Genomic DNA, 25439 nt, shown 5'->3' with positions numbered 1-25439 from the left:
AGGTGGGAGCGGCGGGCTGCCGCGTTCGCCGGACGGTACGCGGAGCCCCGTACGGGGGCACGGCCCGCCGCCGCGGGGACCCCTTAATGCGGTACGGGACCTGGCCCCGGGCGCGATAGGGTCTGAGGACGACTTCCCAGTCGCCTTCCAGATGACAGTCGGCCACGGTGCCGGCAATCCGAAGAATCAGGGAGCGGTGCGGTGTGACCGGTGGAGAGGTTGCCGGGATCCTGGTGGCCGTGTTCTGGGCCATCCTGGTCTCCTTCCTGGCCGTGGTGCTGGTGAGGCTGGCACAGACGCTCAAGGCGACCACCAGACTCGTGGCGGACGTGACCGAGCAGGCCGTGCCCCTGCTGGCGGACGCCTCGGCGACGGTCCGCTCCGCGCAGACCCAGCTGGACCGGGTCGACGCCATCGCGACGGACGTCCAGGAAGTCACCTCCAACGCCTCCGCGCTCTCCACGACCGTGGCCTCCACCTTCGGTGGCCCCCTGGTCAAGGTCGCGGCCTTCGGCTACGGCGTGCGCCAGGCCATGAACCGCCGGGGAGCGGCGGCCACGGGCGAGCCGGCCGACGGTCCGGCGGCCCGCCGCAGGGTGGTCGTCGGCCGTACGCTCCCCTCCGACAGGCGCGGGAAGAACGGGAAGAACGGAAAGAAGAGGGACTGACGCAGCGATGTTCCGCCGTACGTTCTGGTTCACAGCGGGCGCGGCCGCCGGTGTCTGGGCCACCACCAAGGTCAACCGCAAGCTGAGGCAGCTGACCCCGGAGAGCCTCGCGGCCCAGGCCGCCGACAAGGCGCTGGACGCGGGGGCCCGAGTCGGCCTGCGCGTGCGGGAGTTCGCCGTCGACGTCCGCACCGGCATGGTGCGGCGCGAGTCCGAACTGGGCGCGGCCCTCGGCCTGGACGCACCGGCCGATCCGGCACTGCCCGCGCCCCGGCGGCGCGCCGCGATCGAATACGCCGAGCGGCTCCGCCCGTCCGACCGGCTCCCGGCCGCCGGCACCCCCCGTACCGGCGACAGCTCCCGTACCGCCGAGACCTCCCGTACCGACGAACACCCCAGAACCGCACACTCCTACGATCCGTACGACCGGAATGAGGACCACTGATGGAGTCGGCTGAAATTCGCCGCCGCTGGCTGAGCTTCTTCGAGGAGCGCGGGCACACCGTCGTGCCTTCGGCGTCGCTCATCGCGGACGACCCGACTCTCCTGCTGGTCCCGGCGGGCATGGTGCCCTTCAAGCCGTACTTCCTGGGGGAGGTCAAGCCGCCCGCCCCGCGCGCCACCAGCGTGCAGAAGTGCGTCCGTACGCCGGACATCGAAGAGGTCGGCAAGACCACCCGGCACGGCACGTTCTTCCAGATGTGCGGCAACTTCTCCTTCGGCGACTACTTCAAGGAAGGCGCCATCACCTACGCCTGGGAGCTGCTCACCACGCCCCGGGACAAGGGCGGTTACGGCCTCGACCCCGAGCGGCTGTGGATCACGGTCTACCTCGACGACGACGAGGCCGAGCAGATCTGGCGCGACAGGATCGGCGTGCCGGCCGAGCGCATCCAGCGCCTGGGCAAGAAGGACAACTTCTGGTCCATGGGCGTCCCCGGCCCCTGCGGCCCCTGCTCCGAGATCAACTACGACCGGGGCCCCGAGTTCGGCGTCGAGGGCGGCCCCGCCGTCAACGACGAGCGCTACGTGGAGATCTGGAACCTGGTCTTCATGCAGTACGAGCGCGGCGAGGGCAGCGGCAAGGACGACTTCCCGATCCTCGGCGACCTGCCGTCGAAGAACATCGACACCGGTCTCGGCCTCGAACGCCTCGCCATGATCCTCCAGGACGTGCGCAACCTGTACGAGATCGACACCTCGATGGCCGTCATCGACAAGGCCACCGAACTGACCGGCGTCCGCTACGGCGACGCCGAGAACACCGACGTCTCCCTCCGCGTCGTCACGGACCACATGCGCACGTCCGTGATGCTCATCGGGGACGGAGTCACCCCCGGCAACGAGGGCCGCGGCTACGTGCTGCGCCGCATCATGCGCCGCGCCATCCGCAACATGCGGCTGCTCGGTGCCACCGGGCCGGTCGTCGCCGACCTGGTCGACGTGGTCATCGCCACGATGGGGGAGCAGTACCCGGAGCTGGTGACCGACCGCAAGCGGATCGAGACCGTGGCCCTGGCCGAGGAGGCCGCCTTCCTCAAGGCCCTCAAGGGCGGGACGAACATCCTCGACACCGCCGTCAGCGAGACCAAGGCCACCGGCGGCACCGTCCTCTCCGGCGACAAGGCGTTCCTGCTCCACGACACCTGGGGCTTCCCGATCGACCTCACCCTGGAGATGGCCGCCGAACAGGGCCTGTCCGTGGACGAGTCCGGTTTCCGCCGCCTGATGAAGGAGCAGCGGGAGCGCGCCAAGGCCGACGCCCGGGCCAAGAAGTCCGGCCACGCCGACCTCTCCGCCTACCGGGCCGTGGCCGACACCAGTGGCTCGACCGAGTTCACCGGCTACACCGCCACCGAGGGCGAGTCGACGGTCGTCGGCCTGCTGGTCGACGGGGTGCCCTCGCCCGCCGCCACCGAGGGGGACGACGTCGAGGTCGTCCTCGACCGCACCCCCTTCTACGCCGAGGGCGGCGGCCAGCTCGCCGACCAGGGCCGGATCAGGCTCGACTCCGGCGCCGTCATCCAGGTCCGCGACGTGCAGCAGCCGGTCCCGGGCGTCTCCGTGCACAAGGGAACCGTCCAGGTCGGCGAGGTGACGGTCGGCGCCTCCGCCTACGCCGCCATCGACGGCCACCGGCGCCGCGCCATCGCCCGCGCCCACAGCGCCACGCACCTCACCCACCAGGCGCTGCGCGACGCGCTCGGCCCGACGGCCGCCCAGGCCGGTTCGGAGAACTCGCCGGGCCGCTTCCGCTTCGACTTCGGTTCGCCCGCCGCCGTACCCGGCACGGTCCTCACCGACGTCGAGCAGAAGATCAACGAGGTCCTCGCCCGGGAGCTGGACGTCCACGCCGAGGTCATGGGCATCGACGAGGCCAAGAAGCAGGGCGCCATCGCCGAGTTCGGCGAGAAGTACGGCGAGCGGGTCCGGGTCGTCACCATCGGTGACTTCTCCAAGGAGCTGTGCGGCGGTACGCATGTGCACAACACCGCCCAGCTGGGTCTGGTGAAGCTGCTCGGCGAGTCGTCCATCGGCTCCGGCGTACGGCGCATCGAGGCCCTCGTCGGCGTCGACGCCTACAACTTCCTGGCCAAGGAGCACACCGTCGTCGCCCAGCTCCAGGAGCTGGTCAAGGGCCGTTCCGAGGAACTGCCCGAGAAGATCTCCGGGATGCTCGCCAAGCTGCGGGACGCCGAGAAGGAGATCGAGAAGTTCCGCGCCGAGAAGGTGCTCGCCGCCGCCGCCGGGCTGGTCGAGAGCGCCAGGGACGTGCGCGGCACCGCCCTGGTCACCGGGCAGGTCCCGGACGGCACCTCGGCCGACGACCTGCGCCGGCTGGTCCTCGACGTACGGGGCCGGCTGGACCAGCAGGCGGGGGCCGCCGACCGGCCGGCCGTCGTCGCCCTGTTCACCACCGCGGGCGGCCGCCCGCTGACGGTGATCGCCACCAACGAGGCCGCCCGCCGGCGCGGGCTCAAGGCCGGTGACCTGGTCCGTACCGCCGCCAAGACCCTCGGCGGCGGCGGTGGCGGCAAGCCCGACGTCGCCCAGGGCGGTGGCCAGAACCCGGCCGCCGTCGGGGACGCCGTCGCCGCCGTCGAACGCCTGGTCGGCGAGGCGGGCTGACGCCGATGCGACGCGGACGCCGACTCGCGATCGACGTCGGGGACGCCCGGATCGGGGTCGCCTCCTGCGACCCCGACGGGATCCTCGCCACACCGGTGGAGACCGTGCCGGGGCGCGACGTCCCGGCGGCCCACCGGCGACTGCGGCAGATCGTGACGGAGTACGAGCCCATCGAGGTGCTCGTGGGGTTGCCCCGCTCGCTGCACGGCGGCGAGGGACCGGCGGCCGTGAAGGTACGCGCGTTCGCCCAGGACCTCGCGCGGGGCATCGCGCCGCTGCCGGTACGACTGGTGGATGAGAGGATGAGCACCGTGACGGCCAGTCAGGGGCTGCGCGCCTCGGGCGTCAGATCCAAGAAGGGCCGCGCCGTGATCGACCAGGTGGCGGCGGTCGTCATTCTCCAGAGTGCATTGGAGGCCGAACGGGTCTCCGGTGATCCTCCGGGTGATGGCGTCGAAGTGGTCATCTGATCGCGATACGGTAACGTTCCGCGCGATGCGGCGGTTTCGAACAGCCGCCGCACAGTAAAGAGGCGAGACGGAAGCCGTGCCCGTGACGCGGTACCCGCGCCTCGCGGCTCAAGGGGATCGATGACTGACTATGGCCGGGGCCCAGGCTCCGAACCGTGGCACCCTGAGGAACCCCAGTACGGGGGCCCGGGGTGGGGAGCGCAGGCGTCCGTGGACGGCGCCGCTCCCCACGGTGGGCAGCCGCAGCAGGTGTACGCGCAGCAGGCACAGCCCCAGACGTACTACGAGACCGGGCACGATCCGTACCAGCAGGTCCACCAGACGCAGCCGCAACCCCAGTACACCGGTCAGCAGGTCGGCGACGGGTATGCGGGCGGCCAGTTCCACGGTGGCCAGCACCACTACGCCCCGGCCCCCGAGCAGCCCTACCACGACCCCTCGTACGGGGCGCAGGGGCAGCAGCCTCCGCAGCGGTACAGCGGCGCCCAGCACGACGATGCGCACTACGGCGGAACCCCGTACAACGATCCGCAGTACAACGATCCCCAGTACAACGACCCCCAGTACAACGGCGGTTGGGACACCGGCCAGCAGGCCGCGATGCCGTACGGCGGCCAGCCCGCACCCCCCTACGACGTGCGGCAGGCGGGCGGCCCCGAACAGCGGCCGGACGACTACGTCACCCCCGACGCCTACCCGCCGCCCCGGCCGCCCGCGCACCGCGACCCCGAGCCGGGTCCCGACGCCGGCACGGCGGACGACGACGCCCGGGACACCAAGGAGACGACCGGGGACGACGGCGCCGGGGAGACGGCGGGCGGCCCGGCCCGCCGCGACCGCCGGGGCAAGGGCGGCAAGACCGGCAAGGGCAAGAAGAGCCGCAACGGTGTGGCCTGCCTGTTCGTCACGGTGGTGCTGGTCGGCGGGGTGGGCGGGGTCGGCTACGTGGGCTTCCAGTTCTGGGCCGACAGGTACGGACCGCCGCCGGACTTCGCGGGCAAGGGTTCGGGAACGATCCAGGTCGAGATCCCGCAGGGCTCCGCCGGCTACGAGATCGCCGCCATCCTGGTGAAGAACGGCGTGGTCAAGAGCCAGCGCGCGTTCGTCGCCGCGCAGCAGGCCAACCCCAAGGGCAACACGATCCAGGCGGGTGTCTACACCCTGGCCAAGGAGATGTCCGCGGCGAGCGCGGTCGAGCGGATGCTCAGCCCCAGCAGCCACAACTCCCTGATCATTCCCGAGGGCACCCGCAACGCCAAGGTCTACGCACAGATCGACAAGCAGCTGGACCTGCCCGACGGGACGACGGAGAAGGCGGCGAAGGAGCACTACGGCCAGCTGGGCCTGCCCAAGTGGGCGAAGAGCGGTTCACCGGTGAAGGACCCGCTGGAGGGCTTCCTCTACCCCGCCAGCTACCCGGTGGCGAAGGGGACCAAGCCGGAGGACGTCCTCAAGAAGATGGTCGCCCGCTCCAACGCCGAGTACAACAAGCTGGACCTGGAGGGCAACGCCAAGAAGTACGACCTCGACAGCCCCTGGGACCTGCTCACCGTCGCCAGCCTCGTGCAGGTCGAGGGCAAGACGCAGGACGACTTCCGCAAGATGGCCGAGGTCGTCTACAACCGCCTCAAGCCCACCAACACGGAAACGAACCAGCTGCTCCAGTTCGACTCGGCCTTCAACTACCTCAAGGGCCAGAGCGAGATCGAGATCAGCGAGTCCGAGATCAACAGCAACCAGGACCCGTACAACACCTACACTCAGAAGGGCCTCACGCCCGGCCCGATCAGCAACCCGGGCCCCGAGGCACTCGCTGCCGCGCTGGATCCGACCGACGACGGCTGGCTCTACTTCGTGGCGACCGACGGCAAGCACAAGACGGAGTTCGCCAAGACCCATGATGAGTTCCAGGAGCTCAAGAACAAGTTCAACTCCCGCGGCAGCGGCGGCTGAGACGCGCCGGGCGGCCGTCCTGGGGTCGCCCATCGCGCACTCCCTCTCACCGGTGCTGCACCGCGCCGCGTACGCGGAGCTCGGCCTCGGCCACTGGTCGTACGACCGCTTCGAGGTGGACGAGGCCGCTCTGCCGGGGTTCCTGGCCGGGCTGGACGCTTCCTGGGCGGGCCTGTCGTTGACGATGCCGCTCAAGCGGGCGGTCATCCCGTCGCTCGACGAGATCTCGGACACGGCCGCCTCGGTCGAGGCGGTCAACACCGTCGTGTTCGGCGCGGACGGCCGGCGGCGGGGTGACAACACCGACATCCCCGGCATGGTGGCGGCCCTGCGGGAGCGGGGGGTGACGGCGGTGGAGTCCGCCGCGGTCCTGGGCGCGGGCGCCACCGCGTCCTCGGCGCTGGCGGCCCTGTCCCGGATCTGCGCCGGCCCGGTCACCGCGTACGTGCGCAGCGAGGCCCGCGCGGCCGAGATGCGCGGGTGGGGCGACCGGCTCGGTGTCGAGGTCCGCACGGCGGACTGGGCCGCGGCCGCCGCGGCCTTTGAAGCGCCGCTGGTGATCGCGACCACCCCGGCCGGCACCACCGACGCGCTCGCGTCGCGGCTGCCGGAGCGGCCGGGCGCGCTCTTCGACGTGCTGTACGAGCCCTGGCCCACCGCGCTCGCCGCCGCCTGGTCGGCCCGGGGCGGCGCGGTCGTCTCCGGCCTCGACCTCCTCGTCCACCAGGCGGTGCAGCAGGTCGAGCAGATGACCGGCCGCGCGCCCGCCCCCCTCGCCGCGATGCGCAAAGCGGGTGAGCAGGCGCTCGGCGCCCGGTAGGGCCGCTCCGGGCGGAGGCCCGCGCGGTGGGACCGTGCGAGTGGTTCCGGATGTGTGGAACCGCGTCCGGTTGCTGGACCGGAGGCGGGGCCGGGCCCTCCCCGTGGGAGGATCGACAGTGGCGGACCGGGGCCGCGCACCCGGTGAGCCGCTTGTCGTTCCAGGCGCGAAGATGAGGAGCACCGTTGAGCAGGTTGCGCTGGCTGACCGCGGGGGAGTCGCATGGCCCGGCACTGGTGGCGACGCTGGAGGGGCTTCCCGCCGGTGTGCCGATCACCACGGACGCGGTGGCGGATCATCTGGCCCGGCGACGCCTCGGCTACGGTCGCGGCGCGCGGATGAAGTTCGAGCGGGACGAGGTCACCTTCCTCGGCGGGGTGCGGCACGGCCTGACGCTGGGCTCACCGGTCGCGGTCATGGTCGGCAACACGGAGTGGCCGAAGTGGGAGAAGGTCATGGCGGCCGATCCGGTGGATCCGGCCGAGCTGGCGGAGCTGGCGCGCAACGCGCCGTTGACCCGGCCCCGGCCGGGCCACGCCGACCTCGCGGGCATGCAGAAGTACGGTTTCGACGAGGCGCGGCCGGTCCTGGAGCGGGCCAGCGCCCGGGAGACCGCCGCGCGGGTGGCGCTCGGCGCCGTCGCCCGGTCGTACCTGAAGGAGACGGCCGGGATCGAGATCGTGTCCCACGTGATCGAGCTGGCCACGGCCAAGGCGCCCTACGGGGTCTACCCCACGCCGGACGACGTGGCGCGGCTGGACGCGGACCCGGTGCGCTGCCTGGACCCGGAGGCCAGCGACGCGATGGTCGCGGAGATCGACCAGGCCCACAAGGACGGTGACACGCTCGGCGGCGTGGTCGAGGTCCTCGCGTACGGGGTGCCCGTCGGACTCGGCTCGCACGTGCACTGGGACCGCCGGCTGGACGCCCGGCTGGCCGCCGCCCTGATGGGGATCCAGGCGATCAAGGGGGTCGAGGTGGGTGACGGCTTCGACCTGGCGCGGGTGCCCGGCTCCCGGGCGCACGACGAGATCGTGACGACCGACGAGGGCATCAGGCGTGCCTCGGGCCGCTCCGGCGGTACGGAGGGCGGGCTGAGCACCGGCGAGCTGCTGCGCGTACGGGCCGCGATGAAGCCGATCGCGACCGTGCCGCGGGCGCTGGCGACCGTCGACGTGGCCACCGGGGAGGCGGCGCAGGCGCACCACCAGCGTTCGGACGTGTGCGCGGTGCCGGCCGCCGGCATCGTGGCCGAGGCCATGGTGGCGCTGACCCTGGCGGACGCGGTCGCGGAGAAGTTCGGCGGGGACAGCGTGGCGGAGACGCGCCGCAACGTCGGCTCGTACCTCGACAGCCTCCGGATCCGATGAGCGGGGAACGGCCGGCGCAGGCGCAGACGCCGGTGATCGTGCTGGTCGGGCCGATGGGCGTCGGCAAGACCACCGTGGGCGAACTGCTCGCGGAGCGGCTCGGCACCGGCTTCAGGGACAGCGACGCCGACATCGTCGCCGCGCAGGGCCGTGAGATCGCCGACATCTTCGTCGACAACGGCGAGGCGCACTTCCGGTCGCTGGAGCGGGAGGCGGTACGGCTCGCGCTCGCCGAACACCGGGGTGTCCTCGCGCTCGGTGGCGGCGCGGTGCTGGACTCCGGCACCCGTGAGCTGCTGGCCGGGCTGCCCGTGGTCTTCCTGTCGATGGAGGTCGCCGAGGCGGCCCGGCGCGTCGGGCTGAACACGGCGCGGCCACTGCTGGCGGTCAACCCCCGGCAGGAGTGGAAACGGCTGATGGAGGCCCGCCGCCACCACTACACGGAAGTGGCCCGGGTGGTCGTCACGACCGACGGCCGTACACCCGGCGAGGTCGCCGACGCCGTCCTCGACGCCCTGGAGCTGAAACACCTCCCCGAGGCGGGCCCGGCGGCGGACGACGCCGGGGCCCCGGGAACGCACGCCAAGGAGAATCCCGCATGACGGACCAGTCAGTCACCCGGATCCAGGTCGGCGGCTCGGCCGGGCACGACCCCTACGAGGTGCTGGTCGGCCGGCAGCTGCTGGGCGAGCTGCCCACGCTCGTCGGCCCCCGGGCCCGGCGGGTCGCCGTCATCCACCCCGAGGCGCTCGCCGGCACGGGCGAGGCGCTGCGCCAGGACCTCGCGGACCAGGGGTACGAGGCCATCGCGGTCCAGGTGCCCAACGCCGAGGAGGCCAAGACCGCCGAGGTCGCCGCCTACTGCTGGAAGGCGCTCGGGCAGACCGGCTTCACCCGCACCGACGTGATCGTCGGGGTCGGCGGCGGCGCCACCACGGACCTGGCCGGTTTCGTGGCGGCGACCTGGCTGCGCGGGGTGCGCTGGATCGCCGTGCCCACGACCGTGCTGGCCATGGTGGACGCGGCGGTGGGCGGCAAGACGGGGATCAACACCGCCGAGGGCAAGAACCTCGTCGGCGCCTTCCACCCGCCCGCCGGCGTCATCTGCGACCTCGCCGCGCTGGACTCCCTCGGCGTCCACGACTACGTCAGCGGACTGGCCGAGATCATCAAGGCCGGGTTCATCGCGGACCCCGTCATCCTGGACCTGGTCGAGGCCGACCCGGGGGCCGCCCGCACACCCGCGGGGCCGCACACCGCCGAGCTGATCGAGCGCTCGATCCGGGTCAAGGCGGAGGTCGTCTCGGGCGACCTCAAGGAAGCCGGACTGCGCGAGATCCTCAACTACGGCCACACCCTGGCGCACGCCATCGAGAAGAACGAGCGCTACAAGTGGCGGCACGGCGCGGCCGTCTCGGTCGGCATGGTCTTCGCCGCCGAGCTGGGCCGGCTCGCCGGGCGGCTGGACGACGAGACGGCCGACCGGCACCGCGCGGTGCTGGAGTCCGTCGGACTGCCGCTGACCTACCGGGGCGACCAGTGGCCCAAGCTGCTGCAGACGATGAAGGTCGACAAGAAGTCGCGCGGTGACCTGCTGCGCTTCATCGTGCTGGACGGCCTGGCCAAGCCGACCGTGCTGGAGGGACCGGACCCGGCGGTGCTGCTCGCCGCGTACGGGGAGGTGTCCGCGTGACACGGCGCGTCCTCGTTCTCAACGGGCCCAACCTGGGCCGGCTGGGCTCGCGCGAACCCGATGTCTACGGGGCGACCTCGTACGCGGGCCTGGTGGACGTCTGCCGGACCCTCGGCAAGGAGCTCGGCCTCGACGTCGACGTGCGGGAGACGAACGACGAGGGCGAGCTGATCCGCTGGCTGCACGAGGCCGCGGACGGTTCGATTCCGGTCGTTCTCAACCCGGGGGCGTTCACGCACTACTCGTACGGGATGCGGGACGCGGCGGCACAGCGCACCGCGCCGCTGATCGAGGTGCACATCTCCAACCCCCACGCGCGCGAGGAGTTCCGCCACACATCGGTGGTCGCCGAGGTGGCGAGCGGTACGGTCGCGGGGTTCGGAATCGGCTCGTACCGGCTGGCGTTGCGGGCGCTCGCGGAGGAACTGACGGGCTGAGGGGTCCTGACGGGGCACGATGGGAATGCCGGAGACGTTCCCACGTCGACGGCCGGGGGCGGTACCGTTCGGTAGCGCGCGGCCCGTCAGGCCGCCGACCAGTGCCCCGCCGGACGACCGTGCCGGAGGGGCACGGGCCGCGGTCGCGGTCACAGTCGCACGAGTCAGTCGCACGAGACGGAGTGGCACCGGATGCAGCACGCAGTGGGGGCTCCGGCTCCGTTGCCGCCCTCCCGGAGGCCGGGGCAGACCCCGGGCGGGTGGGGGCACCAGGCGCCGTCGCCGGGGATATCGCGGGGCGGACCGGTCCCAGGCCCGTCCGCGAGCGTCGCGGGCGGACCTCCGGTCCCGCAGTACCCCCCGGCGCCGGGAGCCGCGGAAGCCGGCCGGCCGGGGTACGGAGCACGGCCGGGCGGCCCGGTGGCGCGGCAGGGCTCCGGCGGGGCGCCCGGCGCGGGGATCCCGCAGGCGCCCGGTCCGTACCAGGGCCAGGGCATGTACCCGGGCCCCGGCGGTTACCCGGCCTCCGGCCCTCACGGGGGAGCCGGCCCGGTCGGTTCCGGTCCGCATCCGGCGGCGGGACCTCATCCGGGCGCCGTCCCGCACCAGCCCCCCGGGCCGGTGCCCGGCCGGCCGCAGCCGCACCACGCGCCCGCGGCGCCCCCGCACCAGCCTCCCGGCCCCGCGCCGCAGCACGCCGCGCCGCCGCCCGCACCGCCGCGGGGCGGCGGGCCGAGGGGGGAATCCACCGGGCACGTCCAGCTCCCGCCCGGGGGACCGGTGCCCGTCCCCGCGCCGCCGCCGGCCGACAGCGGCACCGGCACCGCGACGCTCGCCGTCCTGCTGATCGGGCCCGCCGGCGCCGGCAAGACGACCGTCGCCCGCCACTGGGCCAGGAACCGGCCCGTGTCCACCGCGCACATCAGCCTGGACGACGTCCGCGAATGGGTCTGCTCCGGCTTCGCCGACCCGCAGGACGGCTGGAACGACCACTCCGAGGCGCAGTACCGGCTGGCCCGCCGCACCTGCGGCTTCGCCGCGCGCAACTTCCTGGCCAACGGCATCTCCTGCATCCTCGACGACGCGGTCTTCCCCGACCGCCCGGTCGTCGGGCTCGGCGGCTGGAAACGCCATGTCGGCCCCGGCCTGCTCCCCGTCGTCCTGCTCCCCGGGCTGGAGGTCGTGCTGGAGCGCAACGCCGAGCGCAGCGGCAACCGCAGGCTCTCCGACGAGGAGGTCGCCGGCATCCACGGCCGGATGGCCGGCTGGTACGGCTCGGGGCTGCCGATCATCGACAATTCCAAGTACGACGTGGAGACGACCGCCCGGGCCCTGGACGATGTCCTCGCACGCGCCCTGAAGAGCCCGCCGAACTGGTGAGGCCCGGGCGGGCCGGCGGTTCCCCGCCGCGGTTTCCGGTCCCCGCCCCGGCCGGCGTGCGCGCCGCGTCCGCAGGTGCGTCCCGTCCGCACCCCGGTCGGACGCGCCGAACCGGCCGGGGAGGCACGACGCTCATACGATCGGGTCATGTCCGACGTGTATGCGGCCCGTCGCGCGCGGCTGCGTGAGCGGTGCGCGGCGGCCGGTGACGCGGCGGCCCTGGTCTCCCGTCCCGCCAACGTCCGCTATCTCGCGGGCGCGGCCCCGCGGGGCGCCGTCCTGCTGCTCGGCCCCGACGGGGACACGCTGCTGTGTCCCCGCGCACCGGCGGCCGACGCCTTCGACGGGCGGCCCGCCGCCGGGCTGCGGCTGACGGTCCTGCCGGGGGCCGGCGACCCCGCCGTCGCCGCCGGTGTCCTCGCCGCCGCCACCGCCGGTTCGCTCGCCGTCGAGGAACACCATCTGACCGTCGCCCGGCACCGCGAGATCCGTGCGGCCGCGCCCCGGCTCCGCCTGGACGACCTGGGCCGCGCCGTCGAACAACAGCGGATCGTCAAGGACGAGGAGGAGATCGGCTGCCTGCGGATCGCGGCCGAGATCGCCGACCAGGCGCTGAACGAGCTGCTAGAGTCGATCCTCGTCGGCCGGACCGAACGCCATCTCGCGCTGGAGCTGGAGCGCCGGCTCGTCGACCACGGAGCGGTCGGCCCCGCGTTCCCCACGACCGTCGCCACCGGCCCCAACTCCGGCCGCCACGGACACCCGCCGTCGGACCGGCGGGTGGAGGAGGGGGACTTCCTCTCCGTCGGCCTCGGCGCCGACTACCGCGGGTACCGGTGCCTCATCGGCCGCACCTTCGTGATCGGGACCTCACCCGCCCAGTGGCAGATCGAGCTGTACGAGCTGGTCTTCGCCGCCCAGCGGGCCGGGCGGGAGACCCTCGTACCGAGCGCGGGCTACCGGGACGTGGACCGGGCGGCGCGGGCCCCGCTGGAGGCCGCGGGCCACGGTGAGCGGCTCGCACCCCGTACGGGACACGGTGTCGGCCTGGAAATTGACGAGGACCCTCAGCTCGCCCCCACGGCCATGGGTAAACTGGACGCTTGTGTGCCGGTCACCGTCGGGCCGGGGGTTCACCTCCCGGGCCGGGGCGGGGTCCGGATCGATGACACGCTCGTCGTCCGCCCCGAGGCGGACGGCGGACCCGAGCTACTCACCATCACGACCAAGGAACTGCTCGCGCTCTAGCGCGTACCCTCGGTCGTCCGCCAGCTTTCAGTCCAGGAGATTCCGCAACCGTGGCTTCCACGAACGACCTCAAGAACGGCATGGTGCTCAAGCTCGACGGGGGCCAGCTCTGGTCCGTCGTCGAGTTCCAGCACGTCAAGCCGGGCAAGGGCCCCGCCTTTGTGCGCACCAAGCTGAAGAACGTGCTCTCCGGCAAGGTGGTCGACAAGACTTTCAACGCCGGTGTGAAGGTCGAGACGGCCACCGTTGACCGCCGTGACATGCAGTTCTCCTACATGGACGGCGACTACTTCGTCTTCATGGACATGGAGACCTACGATCAGCTGCACGTCGACCGCAAGGCCGTCGGCGACGCCGCCAACTTCCTGATCGAGGGCTTCACCGCCAGCGTCGCCCAGCACGAGGGCGAGGTGCTCTACGTCGAGCTGCCGGCCGCCGTCGAGCTGACCATCCAGCACACCGACCCGGGCGTCCAGGGCGACCGTTCCACCGGTGGCACCAAGCCCGCCACGCTGGAGACCGGCTACGAGATCGGTGTCCCGCTCTTCATCACCACGGGTGAGAAGATCAAGGTCGACACCCGCTCCGGCGAGTACCTCGGCCGGGTGAACAGCTAACCGTGGCCGCCCGGAACAAGGCCCGCAAGCGCGCCTTCCAGATCCTCTTCGAGGCCGACCAGCGCGAGGCGCCGGTACGGGACGTCCTCGCGGACTGGGTACGGCACGCCCGGACCGACGACCGCCAGCCGCCGGTCGGTGAGTACACCATGGACCTGGTCGAGGGATACGCGCGCCACGCGGCCCGTATCGACGAGCTCATCACCACCTACGCGGTGGACTGGGCGCTGGACCGGATGCCGGCCGCCGACCGGAACATCGTGCGCCTCGGCGCCTACGAACTGCTGTGGGTGGACGACACCCCGGACGCCGTGGTGATCGACGAGGCGGTCCAGCTCGCCAAGGAATTCTCCACCGACGAGTCCCCGTCCTTCGTGAACGGGATGCTCGGCCGGTTCAAGGAACTGAAGCCGAGCCTGCGCCGCGCCGCGACCGACTGACGTCCGTCGGGGGAGCGGCCCCGGAACGCGCCGGAGGGCGGCCCCCCGTCCGACGGGGGGCCGCCCTCCGGCGCCTGACGTCCGCACCGTGACCGGTCGGAGGCCGGGCGGGGCCCGGCCGACCGGATCAGCTGTCCTCGTGGGCGACCGCCCGGCGCGCGTCCGCGTCCAGGACGCCCCAGCTGATCAGCTGTTCGGTCAGGACGGACGGCGACTGGTCGTAGATGACGGCGAGCGTGCGCAGGTCGTCCTGGCGGATCGAGAGCACCTTGCCGTTGTAGTCACCACGCTGGCTCTGGATCGTCGCCGCGTAGCGTTGGAGGGGACCGGCCTTCTCCTGCGGCACGGTCGCGAGGCGCTCCAGATCCAGGACGAGCTTCGGCGGCGGCTCGGCGGCGCCGCCGGGTGTCGTACCGGGAAGGAGCTCCTGCACCGGAACCCCGTAGAAATCCGCCAGCTCGGCCAGGCGCTGCACCGTGACGGCACGGTCGCCGCGCTCGTACGAACCGACCACCACTGCCTTCCAGCGGCCCTGGGACTTCTCCTCGACGCCATGCAGCGAGAGGCCCTGCTGGGTGCGGATGGCGCGGAGCTTGGCCCCGAGCTGCTTTGCGTATTCGCTGGACATATAGCTCCCCGGACGAAGTCTGGTAACTCACTGTGAGGTTACGCAGCGTTACCTGAATCAGTCAAGCCGGGAGGTACGGACCAGTGCCACCACGGGGCCGTCGGGCCGTCCCGCGCCGGGGCGGCGGCGGGCCTGTCGGTGCCCCCTGTTAACCTGGTCGGCGTAGTTTTGGTTTCGACGTCCTTTAATGTCCGTCCCGTGAGGCGGAGAAGGAGGTCCGTTTCGTATGGACACAGGAAACGCGCGCAGCCCCGGGAAAACGGCTGTGGACGCCGGTGCGGCGCGCCCCGTTCTGGAGGCCCCCGACATCGCGCGGGTCCTCACCCGCATCGCGCACGAGATCGTCGAACGCGCCAAGGGCGCGGACGACGTCGTCCTGCTCGGCATCCCCACCCGCGGGGTCTTCCTCGCCCGCCGACTGGCCGCGAAGCTCGCAGACATCACCGGTCGGCCGGTCCCCGTCGGCTCCCTCGACATCACGATGTACCGCGACGACCTGCGCCTGCGGCCCGCCCGCGCGCTGGCCCGCACCGACATCCCGGGCGACGGGATCGACGGGCGGCTCGTGGTCCTCGTGGACGACGTGCTCTTCTCCGGCCGGACGATCAGAGCCGCCCTGGACGCGCTCGGCGACATCGGCAGGCCCCGCGCCGTCCAGCTCGCCGTGCTGGTCGACCGGGGCCACCGCGAGCTGCCGATCCGCGCCGACTACGTGGGCAAGAACCTGCCCACCTCCCTGCGCGAGACGGTCAAGGTCCAGCTCGCCGAGGAGGACGGCCGGGACACCGTGCTGCTCGGCCTCCAGCAGGCCACCGGTACCCAGCAGGCCGCCGCCGCGGGCGAGCAGTAGCGGCAGCGACGCCCTCCGTACGCCACCCGGGCGTACGGCCGCGCCTCCGCGTGCCCGTACGCCCGCACACCGACACACCGGAGCACCCTCCCGATGCTGCGCCCCCCGGGGACGAACCCCCGCACACCCGGCCATCTGATCTCCGCCGCCGATCTCAGCCGCGACGAGACCGTGCTGATCCTCGACACGGCCGAGGAGATGGCCCGGGTGGCCGACCGGCCCATCAAGAAGCTGCCGACCCTGCGCGGCCGCACCGTCGTCAACCTGTTCTTCGAGGACTCGACCCGCACCCGGATCTCCTTCGAGGCCGCCGCCAAGCGGCTCTCCGCCGATGTCATCAACTTCTCCGCCAAGGGCTCCTCCGTCTCCAAGGGCGAGTCCCTCAAGGACACCGCGCTGACCCTGGAGGCCATGGGCGCCGACGCCGTCGTCATCCGGCACGGCGCCTCCGGTGCCCCGTACCGGCTCGCCACCTCCGGCTGGATCGACGGCGCCGTCGTCAACGCGGGCGACGGCACGCACGAACACCCCACCCAGGCGCTGCTCGACGCGTTCACGCTGCGCCGTCGGCTGGTCGGCGCGGACGCGGGCCTCGGGCGCGACCTCGCAGGGCGGCGCGTCACGATCGTCGGTGACGTGCTGCACAGCCGGGTCGCCCGCTCCAACGTGCTGCTGCTGCACACGCTCGGCGCGCACGTCACCCTGGTCGCCCCGCCCACCCTGGTCCCGATCGGGGTCGAGCGGTGGCCCTGCGAGGTCTCCTACGACCTCGACCGGGTACTGCCCGACTCCGACGCCGTGATGATGCTGCGGGTGCAGCGCGAGCGGATGAACGCCGCCTTCTTCCCGACCGAGCGGGAGTACGCGCGCCGCTACGGCCTCGACGGCGACCGGATGGGCCGCATGCCCGGGCACGCCGTCGTGATGCACCCCGGTCCGATGAACCGGGGCATGGAGATCACCGCCGAGGTGGCCGACTCCGGCCGCTGCACGGCCGTCGAACAGGTCGCCAACGGCGTCTCGATCCGGATGGCCGTGCTCTACCTGCTCCTGGGCGGCAACGAGCCCGCCGTCACCCACTCGCTCCCCCGTACCGAGGAGAACACGCAACCATGAGCACGATCCTGATCCGGGGCGCGAAGATCCTCGGCGGCGAGGCGGCGGACGTCCTGATCGACGGCGAGACCATCGCCCGCGTCGGCACCGGCATCGAGGCCGGGGACGCCACGGTCGTCGAGGCCGCGGGGCAGGTCCTGCTGCCCGGCCTGGTCGACCTGCACACCCATCTGCGCGAACCCGGCCGCGAGGACTCCGAGACCGTCCTGACCGGCACCAAGGCCGCCGCCGTCGGCGGATTCACCGCCGTCCACGCCATGGCCAACACCTTCCCCGTGGCCGACACCGCCGGTGTGGTCGAGCAGGTCTGGCGGCTCGGCCGGGAATCCGGCTACTGCGACGTCCAGCCCGTCGGCGCCGTCACCGTCGGCCTGGAGGGCAAGAACCTGGCCGAGCTGGGCGCCATGCACGAGTCCGCCGCGCGCGTGCGCGTCTTCTCCGACGACGGCAAGTGCGTGGACGACGCCGTGATCATGCGCCGGGCGCTGGAGTACGTGAAGGCGTTCGACGGGGTCGTCGCCCAGCATGCCCAGGAGCCACGGCTCACCGAGGGCGCCCAGATGAACGAGGGCGTCGTCTCCGCCGAACTCGGCCTCGGCGGCTGGCCCGCCGTCGCCGAGGAGTCGATCATCGCCCGTGACGTCCTCCTCGCCGCTCACGTCGGCTCCCGGGTACACATCTGCCACCTCTCCACGGCCGGCTCCGTCGAGCTCGTCCGCTGGGCGAAGTCCAAGGGCTGGCAGGTGACCGCCGAGGTCACCCCGCACCACCTGCTGCTCACGGACGAGCTCGTGCGGTCGTACAACCCCGTCTACAAGGTGAACCCGCCGCTGCGCACCGAGGCCGACGTGACGGCCCTGCGCGAGGCCCTGGCCGACGGCACGATCGACTGTGTCGCCACCGACCACGCGCCCCACCCGCACGAGGACAAGGACTGCGAGTGGGCCGCCGCGGCCATGGGCATGGTGGGCCTGGAGACGGCGCTCTCGGTCGTCCAGGAGACGATGGTCGAGACCGGACTGCTGGACTGGGCGGGGGTCGCCGACCGGATGTCGTTCCGGCCCGCCCTCATCGGCCGTCTCGAGTCGCACGGCCGTCCCGTCTCGGCAGGCGAGCCCGCGAACCTCACTCTGGTCGATCCGGCTTACCGTGGTCCCGTGGACCCCGCGGGTTTCGCCTCCCGCAGCCGTAACACCCCCTACGAGGGACGTGAGCTGCCGGGACGCGTCACCCACACCTTCCTGCGGGGCCGTGCCACGGTCGTCGACGGGATTCTGGCGTGACAAGCCTGACAACAAGCGTGACAAGCGCGAAGCACCTCCTGCCCCTGGCCGCCGAGCAGAAGTCGGCGGACGTGACCGACTGGGCCGCCCGCCTCGGCTGGGTGGCCGGACTGCTGCTGTTCATCGCCTTCGTGTACTGGCTGATGCGCCAGGGCTGGCGGTGGCGCGGCAGCCTCCAGTCCGCGCTGCCCGAGCTGCCCACCGCGCCGGACAGCCCCGGCGAGCCCGTGCTGCGCATGACGGGCCGCTACCACGGCTCCACGACGGCCGGGCAGTGGCTCGACCGCATCGTGGCGCACGGCCTGGGCGTCCGCAGCCGGGCGGAGCTCACGCTCACGGACGCGGGCCTCACCGTCGTACGCCCGGGGGCGGCCGATTTCTTCGTCCCGGCCGGGCAACTGCGCGAGGCCCGGCTCGACAAGGGCATCGCGGGCAAGGTCCTCACCGAGGGCGGCCTGCTGATCGTCACCTGGAGCCACGGCGACACGCTGATCGACTCCGGCTTCCGCTCCGACCGCTCCGCCGAACACGCTGACTGGGTCGAGGCCCTCAACGCGGCCGTCGAAGGAGCCGGTGCCGTCCGCACGACCGCCGACGGGACCGTCGGCCCCCCGAACCACCTCAGCACCACCACGAAGGAAGGCCCCGCACGATGACCACCTCCACCGGGGGAAGCACCCGCCCCACGGCGCCCGACGCCGTACTGGTCCTGGAGGACGGCCGCACCTTCCGCGGCCGCGCCTACGGGGCCGTGGGGGAGACCTTCGGCGAGGCCGTCTTCTCCACCGGCATGACCGGCTACCAGGAGACCCTCACCGACCCGTCCTACCACCGCCAGGTCGTGGTGATGACCGCCCCGCACGTCGGCAACACCGGCGTCAACGACGAGGACCCCGAGTCGAAGCGGATCTGGGTCTCCGGCTACGTCGTCCGCGACCCCGCCCGCACCCCCTCCAACTGGCGCTCCCGGCGCTCCCTCGACGACGAGCTGGCCGCCCAGGGCGTCGTCGGCATCAGCGGCGTCGACACCCGCGCGCTCACCCGCCACCTGCGCGAACGCGGCGCGATGCGGGTCGGCATCTTCTCCGGCGAGGCGGTGGCCGACGACGTGACGCTGCTGGACCGCGTCCGCCGGGCCCCCGAGATGACCGGTGCCGACCTGTCCGCCGAGGTCGCCACCGAGGAGGCCTACGTCGTCCCCGCCGTCGGCACCAAGCGCCTCACCGTCGCCGCCCTCGACCTCGGCATCAAGGGCATGACCCCGCGCCGGATGGCCGAGCGCGGCATCGAGGTGCACGTCCTGCCCGCCACCGCCACCCTGGACGAGGTGTACGCCTGCGGACCCGACGGCGTCTTCCTCTCCAACGGCCCCGGCGACCCGGCGACCGCCGACCTGACCGTCGTCAAGGGCGTCCTGGAGCGCGGCACGCCGCTGTTCGGCATCTGCTTCGGCAACCAGCTCCTGGGCCGGGCGCTCGGCTTCGGCACGTACAAGCTCAAGTACGGCCACCGGGGCATCAACCAGCCCGTGCAGGACCGGACCACCGGAAAGGTCGAGGTCACCGCGCACAACCACGGATTCGCCGTGGACGCCCCGCTCGACCGCGTCTCCGACACCCCCTACGGCCGCGCCGAGGTCTCCCACGTCTGCCTCAACGACGACGTCGTGGAGGGGCTCAGGCTGCTCGACCGGCCGGTCTTCAGCGTCCAGTACCACCCCGAGGCGGCCGCGGGCCCGCATGACGCCGCGTACCTGTTCGACCGCTTCGCAGAGCTCATGGAGGCCCAGCGTGCCTAAGCGCACCGATATCCAGTCCGTCCTGGTCATCGGATCGGGTCCGATCGTCATCGGCCAGGCCGCCGAGTTCGACTACTCGGGCACCCAGGCCTGCCGGGTCCTCAAGGCCGAGGGCCTGCGGGTGATCCTGGTCAACTCCAACCCCGCCACGATCATGACGGACCCGGAGATCGCCGACGCCACCTACGTCGAGCCGATCACCCCCGACTTCGTGGAGAAGATCATCGCCAAGGAGCGCCCCGACGCGCTCCTGCCCACCCTCGGCGGCCAGACGGCGCTCAACACCGCCATCGCGCTGCACGACGCGGGCACGCTCGACCGTTACGGCGTCGAGCTGATCGGCGCCAACGTCGAGGCGATCAACAAGGGTGAGGACCGTGACCTCTTCAAGGAGGTCGTCGCGGCCGTCAACGCCAAGATCGGCCACGGCGAGTCCGCCCGCTCGGTCATCTGCCACTCGATGGACGAGGTGCTGGCCGGGGTCGACGGACTCGGCGGCTACCCCGTCGTCGTCCGGCCCTCCTTCACCATGGGCGGCGCGGGGTCCGGCTTCGCACACGACGAGGAGGACCTGCGCCGGATCGCCGGACAGGGCCTGATGCTCTCCCCGACCACCGAGGTCCTCCTGGAGGAGTCCATCCTCGGCTGGAAGGAGTACGAGCTGGAGCTGATGCGCGACAAGAACGACAACGTCGTGGTCGTGTGCTCCATCGAGAACTTCGACCCGATGGGCGTGCACACCGGCGACTCGATCACGGTCGCGCCCGCGATGACGCTCACCGACCGCGAGTACCAGGTCCTGCGGGACATCGGCATCGCCGTCATCCGCGAGGTCGGCGTCGACACGGGCGGCTGCAACATCCAGTTCGCCGTCAACCCCGAGGACGGCCGGGTCATCGTCATCGAGATGAACCCGCGCGTCTCCCGCTCCTCCGCGCTGGCCTCCAAGGCCACCGGTTTCCCGATCGCCAAGATCGCGGCCCGGCTCGCCGTCGGCTACACGCTGGACGAGATCCCCAACGACATCACCGAGCAGACCCCGGCGTCCTTCGAGCCCACGCTCGACTACGTCGTGGTCAAGGTGCCCCGGTTCGCCTTCGAGAAGTTCCCCGCCGCCGACTCCAGCCTCACCACCACCATGAAGTCGGTGGGCGAGGCCATGGCCATCGGCCGCAACTTCACCGAGGCGCTCCAGAAGGCCCTGCGCTCCCTGGAGAAGTCCGGCAGCCAGTTCTCCTTCACCGACGAGCCGGGCGGCGCCGACCAGGGCCTCGACGAGCCGGGCGTGAAGGACGCGCTGCTGGAGACCGCCAGGATCCCCACGGACGGCCGGATCAGCACCGTCATGCGCGCGATCCGCGCCGGAGCCACCCCCGAGGAGGTCTTCGCGGCGACGCGGATCGACCCCTGGTTCGTGGACCAGCTGTTCCTGATCAAGGAGTACGCGGACGAGCTGGCCGCCGCGCCCGAGCTCTCGCCCGAACTCCTGGCGGCGGCCAAGCGGCACGGCTTCTCCGACGCCCAGATCGGCGCGATCCGGGGTCTGCGCGAGGACGTCGTCCGCGAGGTGCGGCACGCCCTCGGCGTGCGTCCGGTCTACAAGACGGTCGACACCTGCGCCGCCGAGTTCGCGGCCAGGACGCCGTACTTCTACTCGTCCTACGACGAGGAGAGCGAGGTCGCGCCGCGCGAGAAGCCCGCCGTGATCATCCTCGGCTCGGGCCCCAACCGGATCGGCCAGGGCATCGAGTTCGACTACTCCTGCGTGCACGCCTCCTTCGCACTCGGCGCCGCCGGCTACGAGACCGTCATGGTCAACTGCAACCCGGAGACCGTCTCCACCGACTACGACACCTCCGACCGTCTCTACTTCGAGCCGCTCACCCTGGAGGACGTCCTGGAGATCGTGCACGCCGAGACGCAGGCCGGACCGGTCGCGGGCGTCATCGTCCAGCTCGGCGGCCAGACGCCGCTCGGACTCGCGCAGGCGCTCAAGGACAACGGCGTACCGGTCGTCGGCACGCCTCCCGAGGCGATCCACGCGGCCGAGGACCGGGGTGCCTTCGGCCGGGTCCTCGCCGAGGCCGGGCTGCCCGCGCCCAAGCACGGCACGGCCACCACCTTCGACGAGGCCAAGGCCATCGCCGACGAGATCGGCTACCCGGTGCTCGTACGGCCCTCGTACGTCCTCGGCGGACGCGGCATGGAGATCGTGTACGACGAGACCCGGCTCTCCGCGTACATCGCCGAGTCCACGGAGATCGGTCCCAGCAGGCCGGTCCTCGTGGACCGCTTCCTCGACGACGCCATCGAGATCGACGTGGACGCGCTCTACGACGGCACCGAGCTGTACCTGGGCGGCGTCATGGAGCACATCGAGGAGGCCGGCATCCACTCCGGCGACTCGGCGTGCGCCCTGCCGCCCATCACGCTGGGCGGTTTCGACATCAAGCGGCTGCGCGCCTCGACCGAGGCCATCGCCCGGGGCGTCGGCGTACGCGGGCTGATCAACATCCAGTTCGCGATGGCCGGGGACATCCTGTACGTCCTGGAGGCCAATCCGCGCGCCTCCCGTACGGTCCCCTTCACCTCCAAGGCCACGGCCGTACCGCTCGCCAAGGCCGCGGCCCGCATCTCGCTGGGCGCCACCGTCGCCGAGCTGCGCGCCGAGGGCCTGCTGCCCGCGACCGGCGACGGCGGCACCCTGCCGCTGGACGCGCCGATCTCCGTCAAGGAGGCCGTGATGCCGTGGTCGCGGTTCCGCGACATCCACGGGCGCGGGGTGGACACCGTCCTCGGACCGGAGATGCGTTCGACGGGGGAGGTCATGGGCATCGACTCCGCCTTCGGCACGGCGTACGCCAAGTCGCAGTCCGGCGCGTACGGTCCGCTGCCCACCAAGGGCCGCGCCTTCATCTCCGTCGCCAACCGCGACAAGCGCTCGATGATCTTCCCGGCGCGCGAGCTGGTGGCGCACGGCTTCGAACTGCTCGCCACCTCCGGCACCGCCGAGGTCCTCAAGCGCAACGGCATCCACGCGACCGTCGTGCGCAAGCAGAGCGAGGGCGAGGGGCCCGGCGGTGAGAAGACCATCGTCCAGCTGATCCACGACGGCGGCGTCGACCTGATCGTCAACACCCCGTACGGGACCGGCGGCCGCCTCGACGGCTACGACATCCGGACGGCCGCGGTGGCCCGGGGCGTCCCCTGCCTGACGACGGTGCAGGCGCTGGCCGCCGCCGTCCAGGGCATCGACGCCTTCAAGAACGGCGAGGTCGGGGTTCGCTCCCTCCAGGAACACGCGGCACACCTGACGGCCGCGCGCCAGGTCTGACCGCCGGCGGCAGGCAAGCCCGTCCCGTCGGAAGGGGGGACACCGGCCTCGGTGTCCCCCCTTCCGACGAGACCCCACCGACCTTTGAGGTCCGACGAGAAGAAGACGGACGCCCCCTCCCATGCACCTGTACCGCTTGCTCTTCCGGCTCGTGTTCCGGCGGATGGACCCCGAAGCGGCCCACCACCTGGCGTTCCGGTGGATCCGGCTCACCGCGCGCGTCCCCGTCCTGCGGACGTTTCTGGCGGCCTTCCTCGCCCCCCGCCACAAGGAGCTGCGCACCGAGGCGTTCGGCCTGCGGATGCACGGCCCCTTCGGGCTCGCGGCCGGCTTCGACAAGAACGCCGTCGGTATCGACGGCCTCGCGATGCTCGGCTTCGACCATGTGGAGATCGGCACGGTCACCGGCCGGCCGCAGCCGGGCAACCCCCGCACCCGGCTCTTCCGGCTGACGCCCGACCGGGCCCTGATCAACCGGATGGGCTTCAACAACGACGGGTCCGCGGCCGTCGCGGCCCGGCTCGCGGCCCGCAGGCCCGTCTTCAGGACCACGGTCGGCGTCAACATCGGCAAGACCAAGGCCGTCCCCGAGAGCGAGGCCGTCGCCGACTACGTCCTGTCCACCGAGCGCCTGGCCGCCCACGCCGACTACCTCGTGGTCAACGTCAGCTCGCCCAACACCCCCGGCCTGCGCGGCCTCCAGGCGGTCGACCAGCTCCGGCCGCTGCTGACCGCCGTACGGGCCGCCGCCGACCGCGGCGTCACCCGCCGCCGGGTCCCGCTCCTGGTGAAGATCGCGCCCGACCTCGCGGACGAGGACATCGACGCCGTCGCGGACCTCGCCGTCGAACTCGGCCTCGACGGCATCATCGCCACCAACACCACCATCGTCAGGGAAGGGCTCGGCCTGGCCTCGGACCCGGCCCTGACCGCCGAGACGGGCGGCCTGTCGGGAGCGCCACTGAAGGCGCGCTCGCTGGAGGTCCTGCGCCGGCTGTACGCCCGGGTGGGCGACCGGATCACGCTGGTCGGCGTGGGCGGCGTCGAGAACGCCGAGGACGCCTGGCGACGCATCCTCGCCGGCGCCACCCTGGTGCAGGGCTACAGCGCGTTCATCTACGAGGGGCCGCTGTGGAGCCGTGAGATCCACCACGGGCTCGCGGCCCGGCTGGCCGCCAGCCCCTACGCCACGCTCGCCGAGGCCGTCGGAGCAGACACCCGGAAGGTGACCGAATGACCGACCGCACGCCCGGCGCCACGCCGCCCGCCGTTCCCGGCACCACGCCCGTCGGTACGAGGACCGGCCGCCCGGTCCCGGAGCCCTTCGGGGCCCGGCTGCGGCGCGCCATGGACACCCGCGGCCCGCTCTGCGTGGGCATCGACCCGCACGGTTCGCTGCTCACGGCCTGGGGCCTGGACGACGACGTCGCGGGCCTGGAACGCTTCACCCGTACGACGGTGGAGGCGCTGGCCGACCGGGTCGCCGTGCTGAAACCGCAGTCGGCGTTCTTCGAGCGCTTCGGCTCGCGCGGCGTCGCCGTACTGGAGAAGGCGGTGGCCGAGGCGCGGGCGGCCGGGGCGCTGGTCCTGATGGACGCCAAGCGCGGTGACATCGGCTCGACCATGGACGCGTACGCGCGGACCTACCTGGCGCCGGACTCGCCGCTGTTCTCGGACGCGGTGACGGTCTCCCCGTACCTCGGCTTCGGGTCCCTGCGGCCCGCGCTCGACGCCGCGGCCGCGGCCGGCTCGGGAGTCTTCGTGCTGGCCCTCACCTCCAACCCGGAGGGCGCCGAGGTACAGCGCGCCACGGCCGCGGACGGCAGGTCGCTGGCCCAGGTGATGCTGGACCACCTGGCGGCGGAGAACGCGGGAGCCACGCCCCTCGGCTCGGCCGGCGCGGTCGTCGGCGCCACGATCGGCGACCCGGGCGCGGATCTCGCGATCAACGGTCCGCTGCTCGCTCCCGGCATCGGCGCGCAGGGCGCGACCCCGGCGGATCTGCCCCGGGTGTTCGGGGCGGCCGTCGGGGACGTCGTCCCGAGCGTCAGCCGGGGTGTTCTGCGTCACGGACCGGACGTCAGTGCGCTGCGGGAGGCCGCGCTGCGGTTCGCCGACGAGGTACGGACGGCGGTCGCGGGCGGCTGAGGACGTCCTCCGTCCGACCCGGGCCCGCCCTGAACCCGGTCGGCGGAGAGCCCGGGA

Annotated in this window: 23 protein-coding genes; 22 read left to right on the top strand and 1 reads right to left on the bottom strand. The window is 72.4% G+C overall.

The features are described from left to right. The first annotated feature begins 203 nt into the window (after positions 1–203). From ACU6P3_RS04935 to nusB, 14 genes are all read left to right on the top strand, one after another. Positions 204–668 (top strand): DUF948 domain-containing protein, encoded by a 465-nt coding sequence (locus ACU6P3_RS04935; protein WP_447196078.1) that lies wholly within the window; start codon positions 204–206, stop codon positions 666–668. Between the two features lie 7 nt (positions 669–675). Beyond that, positions 676–1113, top strand: coding sequence for a hypothetical protein (locus tag ACU6P3_RS04930; protein WP_447196077.1), 438 nt, complete (start codon positions 676–678; stop codon positions 1111–1113). Continuing rightward, the gene (gene alaS / locus ACU6P3_RS04925; RefSeq protein WP_447196076.1) at positions 1113–3797 is read left to right on the top strand and encodes an alanine--tRNA ligase; all 2685 of its coding nucleotides are present in this window, start codon (positions 1113–1115) and stop codon (positions 3795–3797) included. Before ACU6P3_RS04930 ends, alaS begins: the two co-directional genes overlap by 1 nt. A gap of 5 nt (positions 3798–3802) precedes the next feature. Continuing rightward, entirely contained in the window at positions 3803–4267 is a 465-nt protein-coding gene (ruvX, locus tag ACU6P3_RS04920; RefSeq protein ID WP_030756866.1) for a Holliday junction resolvase RuvX, read from the top strand. Positions 4268–4387: 120 nt separating this feature from the next. Next, positions 4388–6220, top strand: a complete 1833-nt coding sequence (gene mltG / locus ACU6P3_RS04915) for an endolytic transglycosylase MltG (protein WP_447196075.1) — start codon at positions 4388–4390, stop codon at positions 6218–6220. Further along, entirely contained in the window at positions 6168–7040 is an 873-nt protein-coding gene (locus ACU6P3_RS04910; protein ID WP_447197766.1) for a shikimate dehydrogenase, read from the top strand. Before mltG ends, ACU6P3_RS04910 begins: the two co-directional genes overlap by 53 nt. Positions 7041–7225: 185 nt before the next feature. Continuing rightward, the gene (aroC, locus tag ACU6P3_RS04905) at positions 7226–8410 is read left to right on the top strand and encodes a chorismate synthase (RefSeq protein ID WP_030756873.1); all 1185 of its coding nucleotides are present in this window, start codon (positions 7226–7228) and stop codon (positions 8408–8410) included. Continuing rightward, entirely contained in the window at positions 8407–9012 is a 606-nt protein-coding gene (locus tag ACU6P3_RS04900) for a shikimate kinase (protein WP_447196074.1), read from the top strand. Before aroC ends, ACU6P3_RS04900 begins: the two co-directional genes overlap by 4 nt. Beyond that, the gene (gene aroB / locus ACU6P3_RS04895) at positions 9009–10103 is read left to right on the top strand and encodes a 3-dehydroquinate synthase (protein ID WP_447196073.1); all 1095 of its coding nucleotides are present in this window, start codon (positions 9009–9011) and stop codon (positions 10101–10103) included. Before ACU6P3_RS04900 ends, aroB begins: the two co-directional genes overlap by 4 nt. Then, on the top strand, positions 10100–10540 hold the full coding sequence (gene aroQ / locus ACU6P3_RS04890) for a type II 3-dehydroquinate dehydratase (protein ID WP_030756877.1): 441 nt from the start codon (positions 10100–10102) through the stop codon (positions 10538–10540). The genes aroB and aroQ overlap by 4 nt, the downstream gene beginning before the upstream one ends. 495 nt (positions 10541–11035) lie before the next feature. After that, entirely contained in the window at positions 11036–11920 is an 885-nt protein-coding gene (locus ACU6P3_RS04885; RefSeq protein WP_447197765.1) for an AAA family ATPase, read from the top strand. 147 nt (positions 11921–12067) lie between these two features. After that, positions 12068–13168, top strand: a complete 1101-nt coding sequence (locus ACU6P3_RS04880) for an aminopeptidase P family protein (RefSeq protein WP_447196072.1) — start codon at positions 12068–12070, stop codon at positions 13166–13168. A 50-nt stretch (positions 13169–13218) separates the two neighbouring features. Further along, positions 13219–13785, top strand: coding sequence for an elongation factor P (gene efp / locus ACU6P3_RS04875; protein ID WP_030756885.1), 567 nt, complete (start codon positions 13219–13221; stop codon positions 13783–13785). A gap of 2 nt (positions 13786–13787) precedes the next feature. Further along, entirely contained in the window at positions 13788–14225 is a 438-nt protein-coding gene (gene nusB, locus ACU6P3_RS04870) for a transcription antitermination factor NusB (RefSeq protein ID WP_030756888.1), read from the top strand. Between the two features lie 127 nt (positions 14226–14352). Here the strand turns inward: nusB and bldD are convergent, their stop codons facing one another. Next, entirely contained in the window at positions 14353–14853 is a 501-nt protein-coding gene (bldD, locus tag ACU6P3_RS04865; protein ID WP_030756891.1) for a transcriptional regulator BldD, read from the bottom strand. A 226-nt stretch (positions 14854–15079) separates the two neighbouring features. On the opposite strand from bldD, the gene pyrR reads away from it, so the two are divergent. From pyrR to pyrF, 8 genes are all read left to right on the top strand, one after another. Beyond that, positions 15080–15703, top strand: a complete 624-nt coding sequence (gene pyrR, locus ACU6P3_RS04860; RefSeq protein WP_447196071.1) for a bifunctional pyr operon transcriptional regulator/uracil phosphoribosyltransferase PyrR — start codon at positions 15080–15082, stop codon at positions 15701–15703. Positions 15704–15796: 93 nt separating this feature from the next. After that, positions 15797–16819, top strand: coding sequence for an aspartate carbamoyltransferase catalytic subunit (locus tag ACU6P3_RS04855; RefSeq protein ID WP_447196070.1), 1023 nt, complete (start codon positions 15797–15799; stop codon positions 16817–16819). Beyond that, positions 16816–18102, top strand: coding sequence for a dihydroorotase (locus ACU6P3_RS04850; protein WP_030756901.1), 1287 nt, complete (start codon positions 16816–16818; stop codon positions 18100–18102). The genes ACU6P3_RS04855 and ACU6P3_RS04850 overlap by 4 nt, the downstream gene beginning before the upstream one ends. Positions 18103–18119: 17 nt before the next feature. Continuing rightward, a complete protein-coding gene (locus tag ACU6P3_RS04845; protein WP_447196069.1) occupies positions 18120–18758 on the top strand; it encodes a PH-like domain-containing protein in 639 nt (212 codons plus the stop codon). After that, positions 18755–19900, top strand: coding sequence for a glutamine-hydrolyzing carbamoyl-phosphate synthase small subunit (gene carA, locus ACU6P3_RS04840; protein ID WP_447196068.1), 1146 nt, complete (start codon positions 18755–18757; stop codon positions 19898–19900). The genes ACU6P3_RS04845 and carA overlap by 4 nt, the downstream gene beginning before the upstream one ends. After that, positions 19893–23234: a carbamoyl-phosphate synthase large subunit gene (gene carB / locus ACU6P3_RS04835; RefSeq protein WP_447196067.1), complete on the top strand. Its 3342-nt coding sequence runs from the start codon at positions 19893–19895 to the stop codon at positions 23232–23234. Before carA ends, carB begins: the two co-directional genes overlap by 8 nt. Before the next feature lie 127 nt (positions 23235–23361). Then, on the top strand, positions 23362–24471 hold the full coding sequence (locus ACU6P3_RS04830; protein WP_447197764.1) for a quinone-dependent dihydroorotate dehydrogenase: 1110 nt from the start codon (positions 23362–23364) through the stop codon (positions 24469–24471). Beyond that, entirely contained in the window at positions 24468–25382 is a 915-nt protein-coding gene (pyrF, locus tag ACU6P3_RS04825; protein ID WP_447196066.1) for an orotidine-5'-phosphate decarboxylase, read from the top strand. Before ACU6P3_RS04830 ends, pyrF begins: the two co-directional genes overlap by 4 nt. Positions 25383–25439: the final 57 nt, after the last annotated feature.

This window comes from Streptomyces hebeiensis (assembly GCF_052983195.1).
The sequence above is the reverse complement of the archived record's forward strand: the minus strand, read 5'-3'. Positions and strand labels throughout refer to the sequence as shown.